Annotated in this window: 15 protein-coding genes; 6 read left to right on the forward strand and 9 right to left on the reverse strand. The window is 69.3% G+C overall.

From position 1 onward, the window contains the following. Nucleotides 1–2: 2 nt before the first annotated feature. Nucleotides 3–503, forward strand: coding sequence for a glutaminase (locus AADH62_RS04470; protein WP_341578439.1), 501 nt, complete (start codon nt 3–5; stop codon nt 501–503). Between the two features lie 123 nt (nt 504–626). Here AADH62_RS04470 and AADH62_RS04475 read toward each other — a convergent pair whose 3' ends face one another. Together AADH62_RS04475 and AADH62_RS04480 are read right to left on the reverse strand one after the other, a co-directional pair. After that, on the reverse strand, nt 627–1,283 hold the full coding sequence (locus AADH62_RS04475) for a LysR family substrate-binding domain-containing protein (protein WP_341578440.1): 657 nt from the start codon (nt 1,281–1,283) through the stop codon (nt 627–629). A gap of 44 nt (nt 1,284–1,327) precedes the next feature. Next, nucleotides 1,328–1,735, reverse strand: a complete 408-nt coding sequence (locus AADH62_RS04480; RefSeq protein ID WP_425355645.1) for a transferase — start codon at nt 1,733–1,735, stop codon at nt 1,328–1,330. A 189-nt stretch (nt 1,736–1,924) separates the two neighbouring features. On the opposite strand from AADH62_RS04480, the gene AADH62_RS04485 reads away from it, so the two are divergent. Then, complete coding sequence (locus AADH62_RS04485) at nt 1,925–2,626, forward strand: YitT family protein (RefSeq protein WP_341578443.1); 702 nt, start codon at nt 1,925–1,927, stop codon at nt 2,624–2,626. Nucleotides 2,627–2,655: 29 nt separating this feature from the next. Here AADH62_RS04485 and AADH62_RS04490 read toward each other — a convergent pair whose 3' ends face one another. Together AADH62_RS04490 and AADH62_RS04495 are read right to left on the reverse strand one after the other, a co-directional pair. Next, entirely contained in the window at nt 2,656–3,429 is a 774-nt protein-coding gene (locus tag AADH62_RS04490; RefSeq protein WP_341578444.1) for a DNA-formamidopyrimidine glycosylase family protein, read from the reverse strand. After that, nucleotides 3,422–8,176, reverse strand: a complete 4,755-nt coding sequence (locus tag AADH62_RS04495; protein ID WP_341578446.1) for an ATP-dependent helicase — start codon at nt 8,174–8,176, stop codon at nt 3,422–3,424. Before AADH62_RS04495 ends, AADH62_RS04490 begins: the two co-directional genes overlap by 8 nt. Nucleotides 8,177–8,448: 272 nt before the next feature. Here AADH62_RS04495 and AADH62_RS04500 point away from each other — a divergent pair, with 272 nt between their 5' ends. Continuing rightward, a complete protein-coding gene (locus AADH62_RS04500; RefSeq protein ID WP_228177378.1) occupies nt 8,449–8,928 on the forward strand; it encodes a cupin domain-containing protein in 480 nt (159 codons plus the stop codon). Between the two features lie 340 nt (nt 8,929–9,268). Then, the gene (locus tag AADH62_RS04505) at nt 9,269–9,658 is read left to right on the forward strand and encodes a hypothetical protein (RefSeq protein ID WP_341578448.1); all 390 of its coding nucleotides are present in this window, start codon (nt 9,269–9,271) and stop codon (nt 9,656–9,658) included. A gap of 110 nt (nt 9,659–9,768) precedes the next feature. On the opposite strand, the gene AADH62_RS04510 is transcribed toward AADH62_RS04505, so the two are convergent. The 5 genes from AADH62_RS04510 to AADH62_RS04530 form a co-directional block, all read right to left on the reverse strand. Beyond that, a complete protein-coding gene (locus AADH62_RS04510) occupies nt 9,769–10,791 on the reverse strand; it encodes a zinc-binding metallopeptidase family protein (protein ID WP_341578449.1) in 1,023 nt (340 codons plus the stop codon). A 191-nt stretch (nt 10,792–10,982) separates the two neighbouring features. Continuing rightward, nucleotides 10,983–11,879, reverse strand: coding sequence for a transglutaminase family protein (locus AADH62_RS04515; RefSeq protein WP_341578450.1), 897 nt, complete (start codon nt 11,877–11,879; stop codon nt 10,983–10,985). A gap of 10 nt (nt 11,880–11,889) precedes the next feature. Then, complete coding sequence (locus tag AADH62_RS04520; RefSeq protein WP_341578451.1) at nt 11,890–14,406, reverse strand: circularly permuted type 2 ATP-grasp protein; 2,517 nt, start codon at nt 14,404–14,406, stop codon at nt 11,890–11,892. Then, complete coding sequence (locus AADH62_RS04525) at nt 14,403–17,675, reverse strand: transglutaminase family protein (RefSeq protein WP_341578452.1); 3,273 nt, start codon at nt 17,673–17,675, stop codon at nt 14,403–14,405. The genes AADH62_RS04520 and AADH62_RS04525 overlap by 4 nt, the downstream gene beginning before the upstream one ends. A 71-nt stretch (nt 17,676–17,746) precedes the next feature. After that, nucleotides 17,747–18,403: an alpha/beta hydrolase gene (locus tag AADH62_RS04530; protein ID WP_341578454.1), complete on the reverse strand. Its 657-nt coding sequence runs from the start codon at nt 18,401–18,403 to the stop codon at nt 17,747–17,749. A gap of 22 nt (nt 18,404–18,425) precedes the next feature. Between AADH62_RS04530 and AADH62_RS04535 the strand changes: the two genes are divergently transcribed. Further along, complete coding sequence (locus AADH62_RS04535) at nt 18,426–19,094, forward strand: NUDIX hydrolase family protein (protein ID WP_341578455.1); 669 nt, start codon at nt 18,426–18,428, stop codon at nt 19,092–19,094. A 14-nt stretch (nt 19,095–19,108) separates the two neighbouring features. After that, on the forward strand, nt 19,109–19,951 hold the full coding sequence (locus tag AADH62_RS04540; RefSeq protein ID WP_341578456.1) for an ATP-binding protein: 843 nt from the start codon (nt 19,109–19,111) through the stop codon (nt 19,949–19,951).

A 19,951-nucleotide genomic window follows, 5' to 3' on the forward strand; every position in this document is an offset into this window, starting at 1 on the left:
CGGTGAAACCAGCTGATCTGCCCGGTCTGCTCGCGTGGGCCAGAGCTGAACTCGCCGCGGCGCCGCGGGAGCTGCTCGGCGAGGTAGTGACACCACGGATGCTGGGCATTCCGCGCGCACCGAGGGTCGTCCTCCGCGATGAGGCATGGCATCTCGGCGTGCTCCTGCTCGGCCCCGTCGACCTCTACGCGACCGGCGAGATCGTGAGGTCGCGGGAGCCGGCGCGCCGCGGATACACCGCGGAGTCCCAGCGTGCGCGGGCTGGGCTCGCCGAGGCGGCGTTTCGTGGCGGCATCCTGCCCGGTACCGCCGTGCACCTCGGGTGGCGCCGGATCGATGTCTCGTCGCTCGGCGACCTGGCATCCATCGGGAGTGCGCCGCTGGCCGTCATCGACGGGCAGCTCCGGGTGCGCTGGAGCACTGCCGGCGGCTTCATGGATGCCGAGAGCTACGTTCGCGAGCGGGTCGAGCTGGTTCGGCATCCGCCCCAGGGCGCCACCTGAGCTGCCAGGCACGCATCCCCGACGTAGGAAAGATCGCGGAGGTCGGTCGTTTCCGGCGCAAAACCTCCTATGCTGCGGATTTCTGCTACCTCCGCGAGCGCCTCGGCACCGCATCCGGGCAGGCTACGAGCGGGATGAATTGACGCTGCGACCGCGCACGATACCGATGAAGGCTTCGACCTCTGGCGTGGTGCGCTCGGCAACCCACACCAGCGCGACGCTCGAGACGGGACCGCCCGAGAGGGGCCGGTACGCAACGTCTTTGCGGTGATGCAGCCGTGCGAGCGACATCGGGACGATCAGGATGCCGACACCCGTCGCCGCCAGTTCGACAGCCGCCTTCGTGTCTGCGGGGGCGGCGAAACCGGGCGCGACGGTTTCCGGGACTGCCGGCTGCAGGACGTCATCCTCCGCGATGATGAGCACCTCGCCTGACAGGTCGGCGGGCGAGAGTTCTTCCGCGACCGACAGGGTGGAGTCGTTCGAGAAGACCACGACCGGGACCTCGTCATAGAGCGGGATGACGTGAAGGTCAGTCTTGTCGATCGGAAGTCGGACGAGTGCCGCGTCAACGCTCCCCGCCAGAAGCCGATCTCGCTGTGAAGTCGGAGCGATCTCCAGCAGCTCCAGCCGCGTGCGCGGCATCCGTTCTCGCCACAGCGAGATCCACTTGCCCGGTGTCGCCCCGGCTACAGCACCGAGACGAAACACCTCAGCCGGAGGCGGGCCTGCGGGTGCCGACACATCCCGTGTTCGGGAGGATCGGTCGCGCCTGGCCATCCCGTCAGGCTACCGCCACGACGCCGGTGGTGAGTCGGTGCAGCTCAGGCGGCGAGCCGGAGGCCGCGACGGTCGGTGGCGACCCGCTCGTTTTCGCCCACGATCTCGTCGTCGCCCAGGAGTGAGCCGACGGCGACGCGCGCGTGAGCGCCGATAACGGTTCGGATGCCGATCTTCGAGCCGGCGCCGACAGCCGCGCCCGGGCCGATGTGCGCGTGCGGCGCAACCACGACCTCCGGACCGATCAGGGCATCCGACTCGATCCACACACCGCGACCGATCCGGGCTCCCGCAGCGATCTGAACTCCCGGTTCGACATACGCCCCAGCCTCGACGATCGCTGTTGGGTGCACCTTGGCCCCGTGCGCGATCAGTCCTCGGCCATTGGCGTGTTTGCGATACCGCAGTGTCTCGCCGTGGTCGTTCTCGATGTCGACGTAGTTCTTGCCCACGATCTCCTCCACGGGGCCGTTCGGCCCCAGTACGATCCCCAACGCCGTGGTACGGAGATTCATTCCCCTGCATCCGCTTGCCGCTGAACTCTCTGTAGCGGCAATGGTGCCGGATCTCGGGTTCGTCGTCTCCCGGCTTGACATCTCTTCGGAACGGTCCCGACATCGGATTGGCAGAGAATGGACAGCATGCCAACCGACGATCTCGGCGACGCGCATGACACGGATTCGGAGACCCCGGATCAGTCCTCGCCCCCTGCGCCAGAAGCCACCCGCACTCTTGTGTTTGATGAGCGGGCCACCGCGCATTCGCCGGCGGAGGATGTTCTCGGCATCCTCACCGGAACCTTCACCGCATCACTGGGCCTCTACCTGTTGCAGTCCTCCGAGGCTGTCACCGGAGGCACAGCGGGACTCGCGCTGCTGATCCAGTACGCATCCGGGTTGCCGTTCTGGATGCTTTTTCTGCTCATCAACCTGCCTTTCGCCGTGCTGGCCGTGTGGCAGCGCGGCTGGAGCTTCACGATCAGGACCGTCATTGCGATCGCGATGGTCTCAGGTTGGTCAGTCGTACACCACGCCTTGTTCACGATCGATGACCTCAATCCGATCTACGGAACCCTCGGCGGGAACCTGTTGGCAGGGGTGGGTCTGCTGATCCTCTTCCGGCACCGAGCGAGCCTCGGTGGGATCAACATCGTCGCCCTCATCGTGCAGGACCGGTGGGGATTCCGCGCCGGATGGACCCAGATGATCTTCGACGTCATCATCGTCACCGCTGCCCTGCTGGTGGTGCCGTGGCCCAACGTCGTGCTGAGCGCGCTGGGCGCTGTCGTCCTCAACCTGGTGCTGGCGATGAATCACCGCCCGGGGCGGTACATCGGCCACTGACCTCGCGGACGTCGCGGGCGCGCAGCGCGTCAGGTCTGGCAGCGCGGGCACCAGAAGACGTTGCGTTCCCGCGTGGCGTCGGCGCCGAGCGCACCGGCGAGAACCGGCGTTCCGCATCGACGGCATGGCCTTCTCTCGCGGCCGTAGACCCACATCCGCTCACCCCTCCGGTCGACGCCCGTGAACGTGCGCTCGACGCGGTCGCGGTTCGCGCGGATCATTCGCGTGCCGACCTCGAGCAGGGCACGCGCGTCGACCCGTGTCCCGGGTGTTTCGGGGTGGATGCCGCGCACGAACAGCATCTCGTTGGCGTACACGTTCCCGAACCCGGCGACGTTGCGCTGATCGAGCACCGCGACGTGGATCGCCCGCGGGTCCGCGCCCACGCGCCGGGTAGCTTCGTCGAGGTCCCATCCGCCGCTGAGGGGGTCGGGGCCCAGGTATCCGACGAGCTCGTCCTCGTGATCGGTCGGCACAAGTGCGATCTCGGCGAGGTCGAAGCCGACGGCTTCGGCATCCGTCGTCGCGACGATAGCCCGTGCCCGAAAGGCCGGCGCCCGCCAGCGCTCCCCGGGGCGGTAGACGTGCCACTCGCCCTCCATCTTGAGGTGCGAGTGCAGCGTCCACGGCCCGATGCGCGCGAGCAGGTGCTTCCCGCGCGCCGCGACCCCGTGGACCTGTTCTCCCGTCAGGTCGGCGGTCGCCAGCTGCGGTACCCGCAGGTCGAACCGCGTCACCGTGCCGCCCGCGAGCGCTGAGTGCAGCATCCGTGCGGCACGAAAGACGGTGTCGCCCTCAGGCACGCGGCGCCCCCGAGGCTTTGCGCAGGGTGAGGCCGCGCGGGGTCTCGACGAAGCCTGCGTGGCGCAGGGCGCGGGCGAAGGCCGTGCCGAAGATCGGGTCGCCGTTCACCTGCTCGACCGTGAGGGTGTCGAGGTGCCGCGCCCGCGCCGTGGCGGCGAGGTCAGTGGTCGCTGCCGTCACCACGTCATCGTCGGTGCTGAAGACGAGGGCCGACTTGCCGCCGCGCTCGAGGTAGAGCGCCAGCTCCCCATCGACCAGTGTCACGAGAGCTCCCGCCTTGCGGCCCGGGCGATGTCCGACGCCCTCAAGGGTCGGCCAGGCGAGAGCGGCGCCGTAGGCGTTTGCGGGGTCGGTGGCAGCAAGCGTGACCGCCGTGCGCGGGGCAGGATCGGCGACTGCCGAGAACTCGCGCAAGCGGTCGACGGTCGCGGATGCCGCGAACTGGGCGCCGCCGAGCTTTTCGACGAGGTATCCCCGACGACAGTGTCCGGCGCGTTCGGCATCCGCGAGGGTGCGGTACACCTGCGCGAAACCACCAGGGACCGCCTCGCTCTGCACCGAGCCGCGGGTGACCACTCCGTAGCGGTCGAGCAGGATGCCGGCAGTCGCAGCAGCCCGCAGGGTTGCGTCCGGCTCGGGCTCGGGAAGAAGCGACCACCGGCCGCTCGCCCCCGCACTGGTCCCGCCGCCGCGCGAGCTGCTCGCGGCCGGACGGGGGACGGCCCCGGCGATGGATGACCCGCGAAACATCCGCGCACGGGGAGCGCGCCGTGCACTGCGGTGCGCCTGGGAGCCGCCCGACAGCAGGGCGCGCACCGGAGCGAACGTATCGTTCGTGACCCGCCCCGCCCATGTCAGGGCCCAGAGCGCCTCGATGACCGACTGCTCGTTGGCGGCGTCAGTCAGGGCGCGAAGCTGCCCGGCGAAGTATGCACCGCCGCCGGTGAGTGCGTCGAGGATGCGTGCCTCGAGCGAGTCGGCGGCGATGTCGTCGTCGGTTTGAGGGAGAAGGCTCAGGGCGACGCTGTCTGCGGGATGTAGCGCGATCCATCCGTCGCGCCCGGGGAGGGTGCCGTGCCCCGACCAGATGACCTCGCCCGTAGCGGTGAGTTCATCAAGCAGCGCGGCGCGATAGTCGCGAACGCGGCCCGGCAGGACGAGCGACTCCCAGGCGCTAGCGGGAATCGGGACCCCGGCTAGCTGCTCGATCACTGCGAGCACGCCGTCGATGCCCTCGAGCGGGCGGGTGAGGTGCTGCCAGGCAGGGAGGAACCGGGCGAGCGCCGCCTGCGGCACGGGTTCGATGCTTCCGCGGATCGCTGCGAGCGAGCGCATCCGCAGCCGACGCAGCACCTCGGAGTCGCACCACTCGTTCTCGCCGCCGTCCAGTGCCGCGGATGCTGGCAAGAAGAACCCGCTGGTGATGCGACCTTGCGCCTCGAGGCGTTGCAGTGTCAGTCGTGCGACGGCAGTTCCGATACCCAGCCGTTCGGCGACGGCATCCGTCGTGAAGGGTCCGTGGGTGCGCGCGTGCCGGGCCACCAGGTCGCCGAGGGGGTCTGCTACCGGTTCGAGGAAGGCGACCGGGATGCCGACGGGCAACGGGATGCCGAGAGCGTCGCGCAGGCGCCCGGCATCTTCGATGGCTGCCACCCGGTCGATACCGGCGATCGTGACTCCGATCGCGCGGCGACTGGCGACGAGTGCTTCGAGGTGGGCTGATGCTTCGGGAACCGTGGCCGCGGGTCCGTGCCCCTCGACCTCAGCAGGTACCGCCTCGGTGGCAGTGCCGGATCCCGCCTGCAGCCTCTCGGCTACCTCCGCGGCAGACAGCGGCCCGAGCAGTCGGAGCAGGTCGGCGACGCCCTCGAGCCCGCGGACCCGGCGGTCCGGCGCGACGTGCTGCGCCTCGGATTCGAACTGGGTGATGACGTCGGGGTCGAGAAGCTCGCGCATCTCCACGGTGCCGAGCAGCTCCGACAGCAGGGCAGGGTCGACGGCCAGCGCGGCGGCGCGGCGTTCGGCAAGGGGCGAGTCGCCCTCGTACATGAACGCGCCGACGTAGCCGAACAGCAGGTCTCGCGCGAACGGCGAGGGCTGTGGAGTCTCGACCTCGATGAGGCGGATGCGGCGGTCGGCGATCGACCGGACGATCCGAAGCAGCGCGGGCACGTCGTACACGTCCTGTAGAACTTCGCGCAGCGTTTCGAGGATCACGGGGAATGTCGGATGCCGACGGGCTACCTCGAGCAACTGGGCTGACCGTTGCCGCTGTTGCCACAGCGGGCTACGGCGGTTCGGATTCATCCGGGGCATCAGAAGCGCCCGGGCCGCGCACTCGCGGAAACGGGACGCGAACAGGGCAGACCCGCCGACCTCTTGCGTGATGAGTGGCTCGAGCTCGTCGGCGTCAAAGACGAACAGCTCGGCGCCGGGCGGCTCGCTCGTGGTGTCGGGAACGCGCGCGATGATGCCGTCGTCGCTCGCAACGGCGGATCCCTCGACACCGAGCCGCTCCCGGATCCTCGCGTTGACCGCAAGCGCCCATGGCGCGTGGACTTGCATGCCGTACGGGGAATGCAGGATGACACGCCAATCGCCGACCTCGTCGCGGCCGCGTTCGACAGTGAGGCTCCGGTCGGTCGGCAGGGTGCCGGTGGCTTCGCGCTGATCGGCGAGGTACGCGAGCAGGTTGGTTTTCGCGTTGGCGTCGAGTCCGGCATCCGTGAGCCGGGCGTCGGCGGCAGGCGGTGCCGCGGCGGCGATCTCACGGGTGAAGGCGCCGAGTGCCTCGCCGAGTTCAGCGGGACGGCCGATGCCGTCGCCGTGCCAGAACGGCACCCGGCCCGGTTGACCATAGGCGGGGAGGACATTGACGCGATCGTGGGTGATCTCGACGATCCGCCAACTGGTCGTGCCGAGCGTGAAGACATCGTTCACGCGCGACTCGTAGACCATCTCTTCGTCGAGCTCGCCGACGCGAGCGTTCTGGCTCTCGCCCGCGACGAAAACGCCGAACATGCCGCGGTCGGGGATCGTCCCCCCGCTTGTGACCGCGATGCGTTGGGCGCCGGGGCGGCCGGTGAGGGTCCCGGCATCCCGATCCCATACGACGCGTGGGCGGAGTTCAGCGAACTCATCCGAGGGAAACCTGCCGGCCAGCAGGTCGAGGGTTGCCTCGAACGCGGAACGAGGAAGTGCGCGGAAGGGAGCGCTGCGCTTGACGGTCTCGAACCACTCCTCGACGTGGAGGGGCGCCAGGGCCGCCGCTGCGACCGTCTGCTGCGCGAGGATGTCGAGCGGATTCTGGGGCACCTGGATCGCCTCGATCTGGCCCGCCAGCATCCGTTCGGTCACGATCGCGGTGTGCAGCACGTCCGAGCGGTGCTTGGGGAACAGGGAGGCCCGGCTGATCTCGCCGACCTGGTGCCCGGCGCGGCCGATGCGTTGCAGGCCGGATGCCGCGCTCGGCGGCGCCTCGACCTGAATGACGAGGTCGACGGCTCCCATGTCGATGCCGAGCTCGAGGCTGCTGGTTGCGACGACGCAGCGCAGGATGCCGGACTTCAGCTCTTCTTCGACGAGTGCGCGTTGCTCCTTCGAGACGGAGCCGTGGTGAGCCTTCGCGAGCACGGCCTCAGCCCCGGCCGTCTGGCCGCTCTGCGCGGGCATCGCTGCGGCGATCGTCGGTTCGGGGAGGTCGATACCGAGCCGCTCGGCGTAGATCTCGTTGAGTCTCGCGGTGAGGCGCTCCGCCAGGCGCCGAGAGTTGGCGAAGACGATCGTCGACCGGTGCTGGAGGACCCGGTCGACGATCGCCTCTTCGACGTGCGGCCAGACCGATCCGGTCATCTCCGTGCTCTCGGGGCGCGCGGCGGCTCCGCCGGCGGGGGCGAACCAGTCTTCGCCTTGCCCGGAGGTCGGTGCTGTGGCATCCGTCGACCGCACGCCTGGCCCACCCGTGGTGGATGCCGCGGCCGGCGGTGGGTTGAGCATGTCTTCGACCGGGACCGTGACCCGCATCTCGAAGGTTTTGGATGCCGGCGGCGCGACGATCTCGACCGGGGCTGCGCCCCCGAGGAACCGGGCAATCTCGTCGATCGGTCGCACCGTTGCCGATAGGCCGATGCGCTGCACGGATGCCGCATCCGGCCTCTCGGCGCGGATCATGGCGTCCAGGCGCTCGAGGCTGAGGGCCAGGTGCGCGCCGCGCTTGGTCGCGGCGACGGCGTGAACCTCGTCGACGATCACCGTGTGGACTCCCGTGAGGGTGCGGCCCGCCTGGCTCGTGAGCATGAGGTAGAGCGACTCGGGGGTCGTGATCAGGATGTCGGGCGGCGTCGCGACGAGCTTGCGGCGCTCCGTCGACGGGGTGTCGCCGGAGCGGACGCCGACCGAGACCCCGGGAAGGCTCAAGCCTCGTCGGCGGGCTGCCTGGTCGATGCCGACGAGCGGCGAGCGGAGGTTGCGCTCCACGTCGACACCGAGAGCCTTGAGCGGTGAGATGTAGAGGATGCGGGTGCTCGCGGCATCCTGCGGCGTTTCAGCCTTCTCGCGGAACACACGGTCGATGGCCCACAGGAATGCCGAGAGCGTCTTGCCGGAACCGGTCGGAGCAACCACGAGCGCGTGGCGGCCCGCCGAGATCGCCTCCCACGCGCCGGCCTGAGCCGGGGTCGGCGCGGTGAATGCGCCGCGGAACCAGTCCTGCGTGGCAGGACCGAACCTCTCGAGCACATCCGCCATCCCTCTATCTTCCCGCCCACCCCCGACATCCGGGGCGGTCTCGGTCCCAGCCCGCAGCGAACTCCTCAGAACGGGCGATGGATGCTGCGCAGGGCGCCTGCGGCCACGGTGGGTGGCCCGATCTTGAGGAGTTAGCAACGCTGTGCATCGCGGGGTTCGTCCCGGCCCTGACGCAGAACGTCGACGCGAACGGGGCTGCCCCAGCGAGTTGACAGACGAACCGGGCGGCGCCGCCCCGAGGGAGTACCGTGAAGGTGAGCAAAGGAGCGACCATGGCATTCGACCAGGTGGTGCACGGACGGCAGGATGATTTCGAGGCCCGGCACGGCGACCGTGGACGGTTCACGTTCGCCAAGCACGTCGTTGTTCCCAAAGAGGGCACTCAGCTACAGGTCTCATTCATGGAGATCCCGCCGGGTCAGTCGGCGTACCCATATCACTGGCACGCTGGCGTCACCGAGGCCTACGTCATCCTGTCGGGAACGGGTCGGGTGCGTACCCCGGGTGCTGAATTCGACATCGGCCCGGGGGAGGTCGTCGTCTTTCCACCCGGGCCGGCGGGCGCGCACCGGATGACGGCTACCGGCGGTGAGCCGCTCCGGTACGTAGACCTGGACACGACATCCGAACAGGACGTGATCGGCTACCCGGACTCGAGAAAGACGATGGCGTACACGACCGCCCGCCCCACGATGCTCTTCCGTGACGACGACGCCGTCGACTACTACGACGGTGAGCCTGACGCTGGGTGAGGGGCGAGACCGGGTGAGCGGGTGACGCGAAGCGCACACTTGTGAGCGCGGACGTGCGAGAGTGACGTACGGAGGATCCCAGACGTACCACCCCAACCGTCCTCGCCGCGACTCTTCTCACCGCGTTCCTCGTCGGCATCGGCGCCGCACCCGCCCTCGCGGAGCCAGGAACCGGCCCCGGCGTCAGCGATCCGCCGCGGGCTTCGACCGAAGCCACGGTCGTCGCGATGCGGCACCAGGGCGGCCTGTTCGGAGCCCAGGAGACGCGATCACCGACCCGCAGACGCCCTACCCTACGACGATCACCGGCACCGGCAGGACGTTCTCGACGGCTCAGATCGTGCTCAACGACCCGAGCTCGAGCAGCCCGGGCGACATCCTCACCTACTGCATCGATCTGACTACCGAGACCGAGATCGGTGTGCATTACGAACTCGGCGACTGGTCCTCGGCGAACGTCCCGAACCTCGACTACGTCACGTACATCCTCAACAACTACTACCCCGTGGTGTTCGGGGGCGCCGGCGCTGTCGACGGATGCCGAGAAGGTAGCAGCCGTGCAGGGTGCGATCTGGTACTTCACCGATCAGTTCGTCGTGCCGCGATTCGGCTACCCGACACCGGAGTCTCGGCGCCGCCGTCCTGGGGGATGCCAGCGGCTCTGCTGACCGCGGGGCTCGCCGTCATTTTGCTCGGCCACGTTCGCCGGCGCTCGCGCGCATCACGCTAGCCAGGGTCGCCGGTGGCGAACTCAGCATGATCGGGGCCATACCGCTACCGCATGAGCACGGAAGCGGCGCGGGCGCCGAGATCGAGGAGTTAGCTACACGCCAGCGCCGGTCAGCTCTCCGGTGCCGCCGAGTCCTCGGCTGATCCGGGCCCTGCGGAGACTGCCGCGAGGCCGGCGACGAACTCGAGCTTGTCGAGCACGGGCGTGGACAGTACGAACGGATAGAGATCGTCGTAGCCCATCGACCGGTTCATCATGTTCAGAGCGGTCGACAGCGGCATCCAGGTCTTCGTGACCCGATCGCGGAACGAGGCTGTCGGTGCGGGTCGGAGCAGGCCGAACTCTTCGGCGGTCTGGATGCTGTCGCTGATGTGCAGGTAATGGGCCCAGGTCTCAGCGAAGTCTTCCCACGGATGCATCGTGGCGTACTGCGAGATGTAGTGCTGCTGCCAGTCTGCGGGCGCACCCTCGGCGTAGTGGCGGTCGATCGCTGCTTGATAGTCCTCGGTCTCGTCGCCGAACAGCTCTCGCGCCCGGGCGCGAGTGTCGTCATCCGTGATCAGGAACGACTCGTAGTAGTGCCCGATCTCGTGCCGGAAGTGACCGAGCATCGTCCGGTATGGCTCGTCGAGCATCGCGCGTACCTTTTCGCGGTGCGCGTCATCGGCCTCGGCGAGGTCGATCGTGACGACGCCGTCAGCGTGCCCGATCGTGACCGGTTCCGCGACGCTCGACAGCAGGTCGAAGGCTACCCCGCGCGGGTCCTCGGTGCGATCGAGGATCGGGATGTCGAGCTCGTCGAGTTCCGCGATGAGGTGACGTTTGGCCCGCTCTGCGGGTGCGTAGTTGGAGATCCCTTCGAGGTCGGCGTCGTTCGGGCGGGTACGGGTCAGACCGCAGCTGAAGCACAGCCCGCCGGCATCCGTCGTCAGCCACGTGCAACCCGAGAGCCCGAGGTTCGCGCACACGTGCCAGACGGTGCCTTCGGCATCCGTGTAGGTGCGATCGTCGGCGGCGAGCGGTACGATGTCGCGCTCGGCGCGGGAGTAGCCGAGGGGCGTCTCGCACGAGACGCAGACGGAGTTCTCGAAGAACAGGCGATTGCCGCAGACCCGGCACGTGTAGGACTTCACGGGCGAATCCTCGCACACGAACGAGTCATTTCCGGAGGGGTTGCGCTCGCGCGGTTCACTCTCGCGCGATTGTCGCAACGGCGCACGGATTCGGCGGCGCGCCGGGCGGACGGGCCGGGCGCCGGCGTGTCGCGCACAATCCGCGCCATTGCGACCTGGCATCGGCGGGGTGGCGGGGTGGGCGGGGGAAGTCAGGATGCCGGGGCGGATGCCGCGACCGGCGCGACGTCGACCGAGACGCGCAGGGTCGAACGCTTCGCGGTGGTGAAGATAATGCCCTTGACGGGGGAGACATCGCCGTAGTCCCGACCCCAGGCGACGGTGACGTAGCGGTCGTTCGCCCACTGGTCGTTGGTCGGGTCGATCGCGAGCCACTCGTCAGATCCCGGCATCCAGACCGCGAGCCAGGCGTGCGAGGCGTCGGCGCCGACGATCCGCTCGCGGCCCGGCGGTGGCTGGGTGGCGAGGTATCCGCTGACGTAGCGCGCCGCGACCCCGTGGCTGCGCAGGCACGCGAGGGCGAGGTGCGCGAAGTCCTGGCAGACGCCCGCATGGGTCCGGAACACCTCGGCCACCGAGCTGGTGACCGTCGTCGCGGTCTTGTCGTAGTCGAAGTCGGCCTTGATGCGGTGCATGAGATCGGTGGCTGCTTCGCCGATCGGTCGCCCGGGGGTCAAGGATGCCGCGGCGTAGGCATGGGCCTCGGCGACATGCTCGGCCTTCGGGGATGCCACAGCGAACTCGGCAGCGGCCCAGGCGCCGGGCGCATCGGGATGTTGCAGCGGGCGCGACAGCTCCCACGGCAGCGCGAGCGCCGACTCGTCGTAGCGGGGTGCCCCGACGGTGACATCGGTGCGAGCGTCGACGACCAGGCGCGTGTGGGGGGCGGTGACGTGAAAATAGGTGACGACGTTGCCGAAGGCATCCCGCTCGTGGCTGACGTCGTTCGGCTCGGGATCGATCGTCACGGCGTGCGAGGCGATCTGCTGCCACGCGACCGGTCTCGGGGCGACGTGCGCGAGCCCGAGGCTGTTGCGCACATCGTCGCTGTACTCGTAAATCGTTCGGTGCGACACCGCGTACTTCATGCGTCGCTCCTCACGAGAGTGCTCCCGTGAGCTCGGTCAGCGACAGTGACGCGTAGGTCTGCAACGGCGGACCCGCGGAGAAGTGCAGCGCCTCGATGGCCCGTGCAATCTCGCGCAGCTGAGCGTCGGCATCCGTGAGGGTGTCGTGCAGCACGGACCGACGATCATCGACAGCCATCGAGAGGTCGGCGACCTGCACCTCCGCGAGCTGCGCCTCGAGCTGATCGAGCAGACGCTCGGGACGTGTCGACCCGGTCGACAGTGGCTGGGCGGAGAGGTGCTCTCGGATGCGCGCGACGGCGAACCGCAGTGAGCGCGGGTTCTCGGGGTCCCGCACCAGAAGATCGATCACGCCGCTCGCATAGAGCGCGCCACGGTACCGGCGGCGGTGTGTGACGACGCTTTCGCTCGCGCGTAGCACGGCTTCGAGTACTTCCTGTTCGACGTCGCCGACGAGCCGGTCGACCATCGTGGCGCGCAGCAGGATGCCGATCTGCAGTGCCCGCTCGATCGCTCGCCCGGTCTCGATCATGTGCCAGCCGGCATCACGGATCATGTTCGCCGAGGTCCCCTGCAGCGCGAGCAGCGCCGTGAGCATCTGCCCCGCAGCCTCGCCGATGCCGTGGGCGTGTGGGGTGATCCGGAGGGCGGCACCGGCGCGATCGGTGACGGCGAACACGCGCCACGTGTCGGCCGAGAGTTGGTCGCGCACCCCCTCGAGGGTCGTCCGCAGCCGCGAGAGTGAATGCGCGACCGAGCCGGGTCGCGTGCCATCGAGCAGCACCGACCGGAACTCGTCGTCGAGGTCGAGCCAGCGCGTGCCGCACAGCCGCTGTGTGGCACCCACGAGCACCTGCGTGCTCTGCGCCGCGGTCAGTCCCGGTGCGGTGAGCTGGTCGGCATCCGAGCGGATCGCGAGGACGAGCCGCAACAGGTCTTCGGCCCGTTCCGCGTAGCGGCCCGACCAGAACAGGTCGTCGAGTGCCCGCGGGGCTACCTCGGGCACCGACTGGACAACAGCAACGGTTGTTGCGTCGGGCAGCCCCTGGTCGAGGTCTGACGGATCCGCCTTCAGGACCCAGACGTCCTTTGACGCCGTCGGCAGCGCGCCGTCGGCGACCGCGGTGGCAAGCCCGCCGATGAGCGGGCGGTAGGTCGACTGGTGCCGCAGCGCAAACGTCCGCAAGACCACGGGCCTCGCATCCACCTGGCCCGGTGAACGCCACGTCGGTGCCTGCGAGAGCGGAAGGAGTTGCTGCACCGCGAAACGGTGGGGGCTCTGTCGGATGCGCTCGACGAGCCGGGCAGGGTCGGATGCCTGCAGCGGCGTCCGTGGCCCGTCAATGGCCCGCACGACGAGTGTCGGGTCTGCTCCCAGCAGACGGGGCGTCACCTGGTCCAGCGCGCCCGGATCGCCGCACCACCAGGTCGGTGTCGACGCCAGCCGCAACTGTTCGCCGAGGAGGCGCTCACACAGGGCGGGAAGGAAAGGGAGCAGCGCGGGGTTTTCGAGCACGCCGGCGCCGAGGCCGTTGACCAGCCGCACACCACCGCGGCGAACCGCCTCGGTCAAGCCCGCGACGCCGAGTTGCGAGTTACCCCGCAGCTCGAGGGGGTCGCACCATTCGGCATCCACGCGGCGCAGGATGACATCGACGCGCTCGCGTGGTGCCACCTCCGGCCAGCCCGCGGGCTTCATCCAGACCTTCCCGTCGCGCACCACGAGGTCCGCTCCCTGCACGAGCGGAATCCCGAGCGCGCCGGCGAGGAAGGCCTGATCGTAGGCGGTTTCCGATAGGGCACCGGGGGTGAGGACGACGACGCGGGCATCGGGCCGGGCATCTGGGGCCGCCGCGATGAGTGCTTCACGCAACGCATCGAAGTACGGCTCGATGCGGTGAAGCGCGGCGCCATGGAACAGTTCGGGAACGACCTGCGACACGATCCGGCGGTTCTCCATCGCGTACCCGAGTCCCGACGGGGCCTGCACGCGGTCGGAGATGACTCGCCACTCGCCATCGCCGTCGCGCCCGAGGTCGGTGGCGCTGAACAGCAAGGGGTGCGGATCGGTCGAGCCAGTCCCGGCGACTGCGCGGACGTAGCCTGCGTGCCCGAGCACGGTCGCCGCAGGCAGGATGCCTTCGCGCAGCATCCGGCGCTCGCCGTAGACGTCCACGAGCAGCGCGTTCAGGAGCTCGGCGCGCTGGGCCAGTCCCACATCGAGCTTCGCCCACTCGGCGCCGTCGAGCACGAGCGGAACCGGGTCCAGGCGCCACGGCTCGGGGTCGGAGTCGGCGGGGTTGTAGGTCACTCCCTCGTCGGCGAGGAGCCCCCTGACCTCGCGGTTCAGCCGGGACAGGTCATCGATCGTGAGGGTCAGGGCGCCGGGCGCCATCGCGCGCCACGCGGGGCGCAGCGTGCCGTCGGGGGCGATGACCTCGTCGAAGCGCGCCGAGGATCCCCGGGGTGAAGCGAAGGGCAGCGTGGGTTGGGTGACCGCGGCGGCATAGTCGCGGAGGACGCTCACGCCGGGGCGATCCTGCGCAGGTCGAGGGTGTGCGGGTAGTCAGCGGATGCCGCGTGTCGGCCGCGCTCGCGGAGGGCGCCGACGTCGACGCGGCCGGGGGTGTGCCCGTGGGCCTCGAAGCGGCTCGCGCGTCGCGCTTCGGCCTCGAACGCGTTCACGGGCGGGTGCTCGTAGGCGCGTCCGCCCGGGTGCACGACGTGGTAAGTGGCACCGCCGAGGCTCGCTTCGGCGCGGGTGTCGATGACGTCGAAGGTCAGCGGCGAGTGCACCTCGATCGAGGGATGCAGCGCCGACCACGGTTGCCAGGCGCGATAGCGCACGCCCGCGTAGAACTCGCCGAGCGTGCCGGTCGATGTGAGAGGCACAGGTACACCATTGCACGTCACGAGGTGTCGGCGCTCGTCGACGCCGCGCACCGTGACCTGAATGCGCTCGACCGACGAGTCCACGTAGCGGGCGGTGCCCGATCCGGTGGCCTCCTCGCCGAGCACGTGCCAGGGCTCGATCGCCTGGCGAAGCTCGAGTTCGATGCGGGCTCCGGGCGCGGAGATCCTGGTGAGACCGACGCGGGGGAAGCGGAACTCCGCGAAGGCGTCGAGCCACGACTGCTCGAACGGGATGCCGGCGCGGTTCAGGTCGTCGACGACGCCCTCGATGTCCAGCAGCGTCCCGTGGGGGAGCAGGAATTCGTCGTGCAGTCGGGTTCCCCAGCGCACGAGCGGCTCGTCGTAAGGCGTATCCCAGAACCAGGCGATGAGGCTTCGCACCAGGAGAGCCTGGACGAGGGCAAGCTCGGGATGCGGCGGCATCTCGAATCCGCGCAGTTCGAGCAGCCCGAGCCTCCCGCGGCTGGAGTCGGGGCTGTAGAGCTTGTCGATGCAGAACTCGGCCCGGTGGGTGTTGCCGGTCATATCGGTGAGCAGGTGGCGGAGGGCCCGGTCGACGATCCAGGGGCGGGCGGTGCCGCCGGATGCTGCGGCCTCGGCATCCAGTCGCCGGAGCTCCCGGAGCGCGACCTCCATCTCGTACACGGCTTCGGGTCGACCTTCGTCAAAACGCGGAGCCTGGCTCGTCGGCCCGATGAACCGACCCGAGAAGAGATAGGACAGGCTCGGGTGCCGTTGCCAGTAGGTGATGAGGCTCGCCAGCAGGTCGGGGCGTCGCAGCAGTGGCGAGTCGATCGGCTGGATGCCGCCGATCGTGATGTGGTTGCCGCCGCCGGTGCCGGTGTGCAGGCCGTCGAGGTCGAACTTCTCGGTCGACAGGCGAGCGCGCCGCGCCAGGTCGTAGAGCGTCGTGGTCAGCTCGCGCTGCTGCGCCCACGATGACACCGGCTGCACGTTCACCTCGATGACGCCGGGGTCGGGGGTCACGACGAGCTGCTCGAGGCGGGTGTCGGGCGGCGGTGCGTACCCCTCGATGACGAGACGGATGCCGGTGGCAGACGCCGCCTGCTCGAGGACGTGCAGCAGGTCGGAGTAGTCCTCGAGGTGCGCGACCGGCGGCAGGAAGACGTGCACCTGGCCGTCCCGGGCCTCGAACGCGACAGCGGTGGTCGCGGTGGTTGCCACACCCTGCAGCGACACGTCCGGGATCTCGGGCTCGCGAAGCGGTGACTCTTCGAGATACGAGGGTTCTGCCGTCAGCTCCGGGGGTGTCCACGACACCGAATCCAGCGGCAGGCGCAGGCCTATGGGGCTCGTTCCGGGGCTGAGTACGAGCCGGCCGCGACGGAACGTCCACACGGGGCTCGTCCAGTGCCCGTCGGTCGTGAGGGGCAAGACCCAGCCGGTGGGGGTGTCGACATCACGGTCGAGGGCGGCGAGGTCGTGCTCGTCGAATCCCTCGACGTCGGTGGGTTCACCGGCGGGCTTGCGCACCTCCGCCGCCAGCGCCGCGAGCGGGTCTTCGTAGGCGGGCAGCAGGCGGCTATTCGGGATGCCGAGGGTCTGGGTGACGCGCCGGGCCAGGGTTTCGGCATCCGTCGTCGCGCCTGGCTGGGGTTCATCGGACCACGGGTCGGCGAACAGGGACGGGTCGTTCCACAGCGGCACCCCGTCTTTGCGCCACTGCAGCGCGATGTTCCACCGGGGGAGCGGCTCGCCCGGGTACCACTTGCCCTGGCCGCGGTGCACGATGCCGCCGCCCGCGTACCGCTCGCGCAGCTTCTCGGCGAGCGTGTCTGCGAGCTCCCGCTTGTGGTCGCCGTCGGCGTCGGTGTTCCATTCGGGGGCCGTCGCATCATCGACCGAGACGAACGTCGGCTCGCCGCCCATGGTCAGGCGCACATCCGCGGCGGTCAGCCGTTCATCGACGGCCTCGCCGAGCTCGTCGATGCGCTGCCACTGGGCGTCGGTGTAGGGGCGGGTCGTCCGGGGGTCCTCATGGATGCGGCGCACCTCGTTGTGGAACGAGAACTCCACCTCGACGGGCTCGGTAGCTCCCGAGATCGGGGCAGCCGACGATGGCTCGGGCGTGGCGCTCAGCGGAATGTGCCCCTCGCCGGCGAACAGGCCACTCGTGGCATCCAGTCCGATCCAGCCGGCGCCCGGCACGTAGACCTCGGCCCACGCGTGCAGGTCGGTGAAGTCGGCGGCCGGGCCGCTGGGGCCGTCGAGCGACTCCTGATCGGGCGCGAGCTGGATGAGGTAGCCCGAGACAAAGCGCGCGGCCAGACCGTACTGACGCAGCAGGCTCACGAGCAGCCAGGCGCTGTCGCGGCACGAGCCGATGCCGCTGCGCAGCGTGTGGTTCGGGGTCTGCACTCCTGCCTCCATCCGCACGCTGTACGCGACCCGCTGCTGTACTGCACCGTTGAGGTCGGCGAGGAAGGTCACTGTCGGAAGCCCGTCGTCGGGCAGCGCTGGCAGCGTCTCGCGCCACCTTTCCGCGCGCCCGCTGCCGGGAACGGGCCGAAGGTACGGGGCGAGATCGGATGCCAGGTCGGGGCGGTAAGAGAAGGGGAACCGCTCTGCATACTCCTCGATGAAGAAGTCGAGCGGGTTGATCACCATCATGTCTGCGACCAGGCCCACCGTGATCTCGAGCCGATCGACCTTCTCGGGAAAGACCAGGCGAGCCACCCAGTTCCCGAAGGGGTCCTGCTGCCAGTTGACGAAGTGGTTCTTCGGGTACACCTCGAGCGAGTAGGCCTCGATCGGGGTTCGCGAGTGCGGGGCCGGCCTCAACCGAACGAGGTGTGGGGCGACCGAGATGGGCCGGGCGAACTCGTACGCGGTGCGGTGCTCGAGAGCCACCTTGATCGACATGCACACAGCGTGTCGGAGAACTGTTGCGCGCGGGTTACGGTTTGCCGACCAGTCGGACTAGACCCCGACCGTCAGAGCGCAGTGAGCTGGGCGTCGAGGAACTCGCGAACGTCAGTGAGCTCCTGCTCCGAGACGCTGTGGGTGAGTCCCGGATACGCGCCGCCCGAGAGGGTGGCGTGGCCGGGAAGCCACTGCATCGTGTGCTCGACGAGCGCCGGGGGGATGACGTCATCGTGCGTTCCGCGGCCCCAGAACACCGGCGGCCGGCGCTTCGCCATCGCTGCGTCGCCCTCGAGGTCGCCGGGGGCGACGTAGCCGCTGAGGTTCACGGCGAAGGCGAATCGGTGCGGCTCTAGGCGCAGGGCTTGCATCGAGACCGCGGCGCCCTGGGAGAAGCCGAGAAGCCCGACGGGGTCGTCGCCGGGGAGCGCGTCGACCCAGTCGATGAGGCGGCGCGCGGCATCAGTCACCCGCGACGGGTCGCGGCCATCCAGCCCTTCGATGGGGTACCAGGAGTACCCGGGCGCCGGCCATGGCGGTGTGAGGGGTGCGCGAACGGCGGCGATCGTGACCTCGGCGGGCAGGTGCGGCCTCAGCCCGAACAGGTCGCGTTCGTCGGAGCCGTAGCCGTGTAGCAGAACCAGCAGTGGCCGTCCTGTGCGGTCCTCGGGCTCGGTTGACCAGAGGACCGTGTCGTCGGCGAGTGCCGGCGTGTCGATGTCACTCATGGCCTCAGGGTATACAAGAGACATGCCGGTACGGACCCCAGACCCCGACCCCAATGAGCGTGACGACGAGGGAACGCCCCGCGATCCGCTCGGCGGCATCGGCGCTTCGTTCGGTCGTGCCGGGCATCCCGTCGGCGACGGGAGCTTCGGTTCTCCCGCACCCGACAGTGCCTCGAACCCGGGATGGCTCACCGACATCGAACTCGCCGAAGCGCGTCGGCGCCTGCCCATGCTCTACGTCGAGGCGCTCCCGGTGCGGACGGATGGCGTGGGCCTGGTCACCGAGGTCGGCATCCTGCTGCGCGCTACCCCGCTCGGTGAGATCACCCGCTCGCTCGTCTCCGGGCGCGTCCGCTACGGCGAGACGGTTCGTGATGCGCTGTTCCGTCACCTCGAGAACGACCTCGGACCGATGGCGTTTCCGCTGCTGCCGCCGCAGCCCGTGCCGTTCACTGTCGCCGAGTACTTCCCGATTCCCGGCGTGAGCCCGTTCTTCGATGACCGACAGCACGCGGTGTCGCTCGCGTTCGTCGTGCCCGTGACCGGCACCTGCGAGCCGCGTCAGGATGCGCTCGAGGTCACCTGGATGTTGCCGGAGGAAGCGGCATCCGACTTGCTGGCGGCCGAGATGGAAGGCGGCAGGGGAACGCTCGTGCGCCTTGCGCTGGCGAGCGTCGGCGCGCTGCGCTGACCCCCGGAGCGCCGATGCCCACCAACGTCCAGCTCGTCGAGTTCGCTGTCGGACTCCCGATCGCTCTGGGGATCTCCTACCTCATCGCGCTCGCGATGCGGAGGCTGTTTCGAGAGCGACTCCCCCTGTCGCTCTCGGTCATGATCCTCACCTCGGTCGTGGGAACCGCGATCGGGCTGTTCATCGCCGGATGGTTCGTCGTGGACGCGCGCCTGTGGACGCCGCTGACGCTGCTGATCGCGTTCGGTTCCAGCATCCTGGTCACCTTCGCCGTCTCGGGGCTGTTCGTCAGTCTTCGACGTGACCCGGGGAAGGTCGACATCGCGGCGCTGCTGGCCGCCGGAGAGTCCGACCGCGTCGAGTTCAAAGAGACTGCGCGCTGGAACGTCCGCGAGAACAAGAAGGACCCGCGCATGGAGCAGGTGGTCGCCAAGACCGTCGCCGCGTTCCTCAACAGCGGGGGCGGAATCCTTGTGGTCGGTGCGAGCGACGACGGCGAGGCGCTCGGTCTGGATCGTGACCTCGCGACCCTTCGAACCCCGGATGCCGACCGCTTCGAGCTGTGGCTGCGCGACATGCTCTCCACGCTTCTCGGGCGCAACGCCGCGGCATTGCCGATCGTTCGGTTCCCCACGGCACCCAACGGGGCGATGGTCTGCGCGATCGTGTGTCCGCCTTCTCCGCGACCCGTTTTCGTGACGCAGGCGAAGGACGGAGCCTCGACGGAGCTGTGGGTTCGGGTGGGTAATTCGACCCGATCTTTCGCTGTCGACGAGGCTGTCGAGTACGTCGCGCGGCACTGGGGTCGGGGGCGCGTGCGGCAACGCTCGGCCGATCCCAAGCATCCCGCTACCTGA

Origin of the sequence: Microbacterium schleiferi (genome assembly GCF_038150145.1) — a bacterium.
Lineage (GTDB): Bacteria > Actinomycetota > Actinomycetes > Actinomycetales > Microbacteriaceae > Microbacterium > Microbacterium schleiferi_B.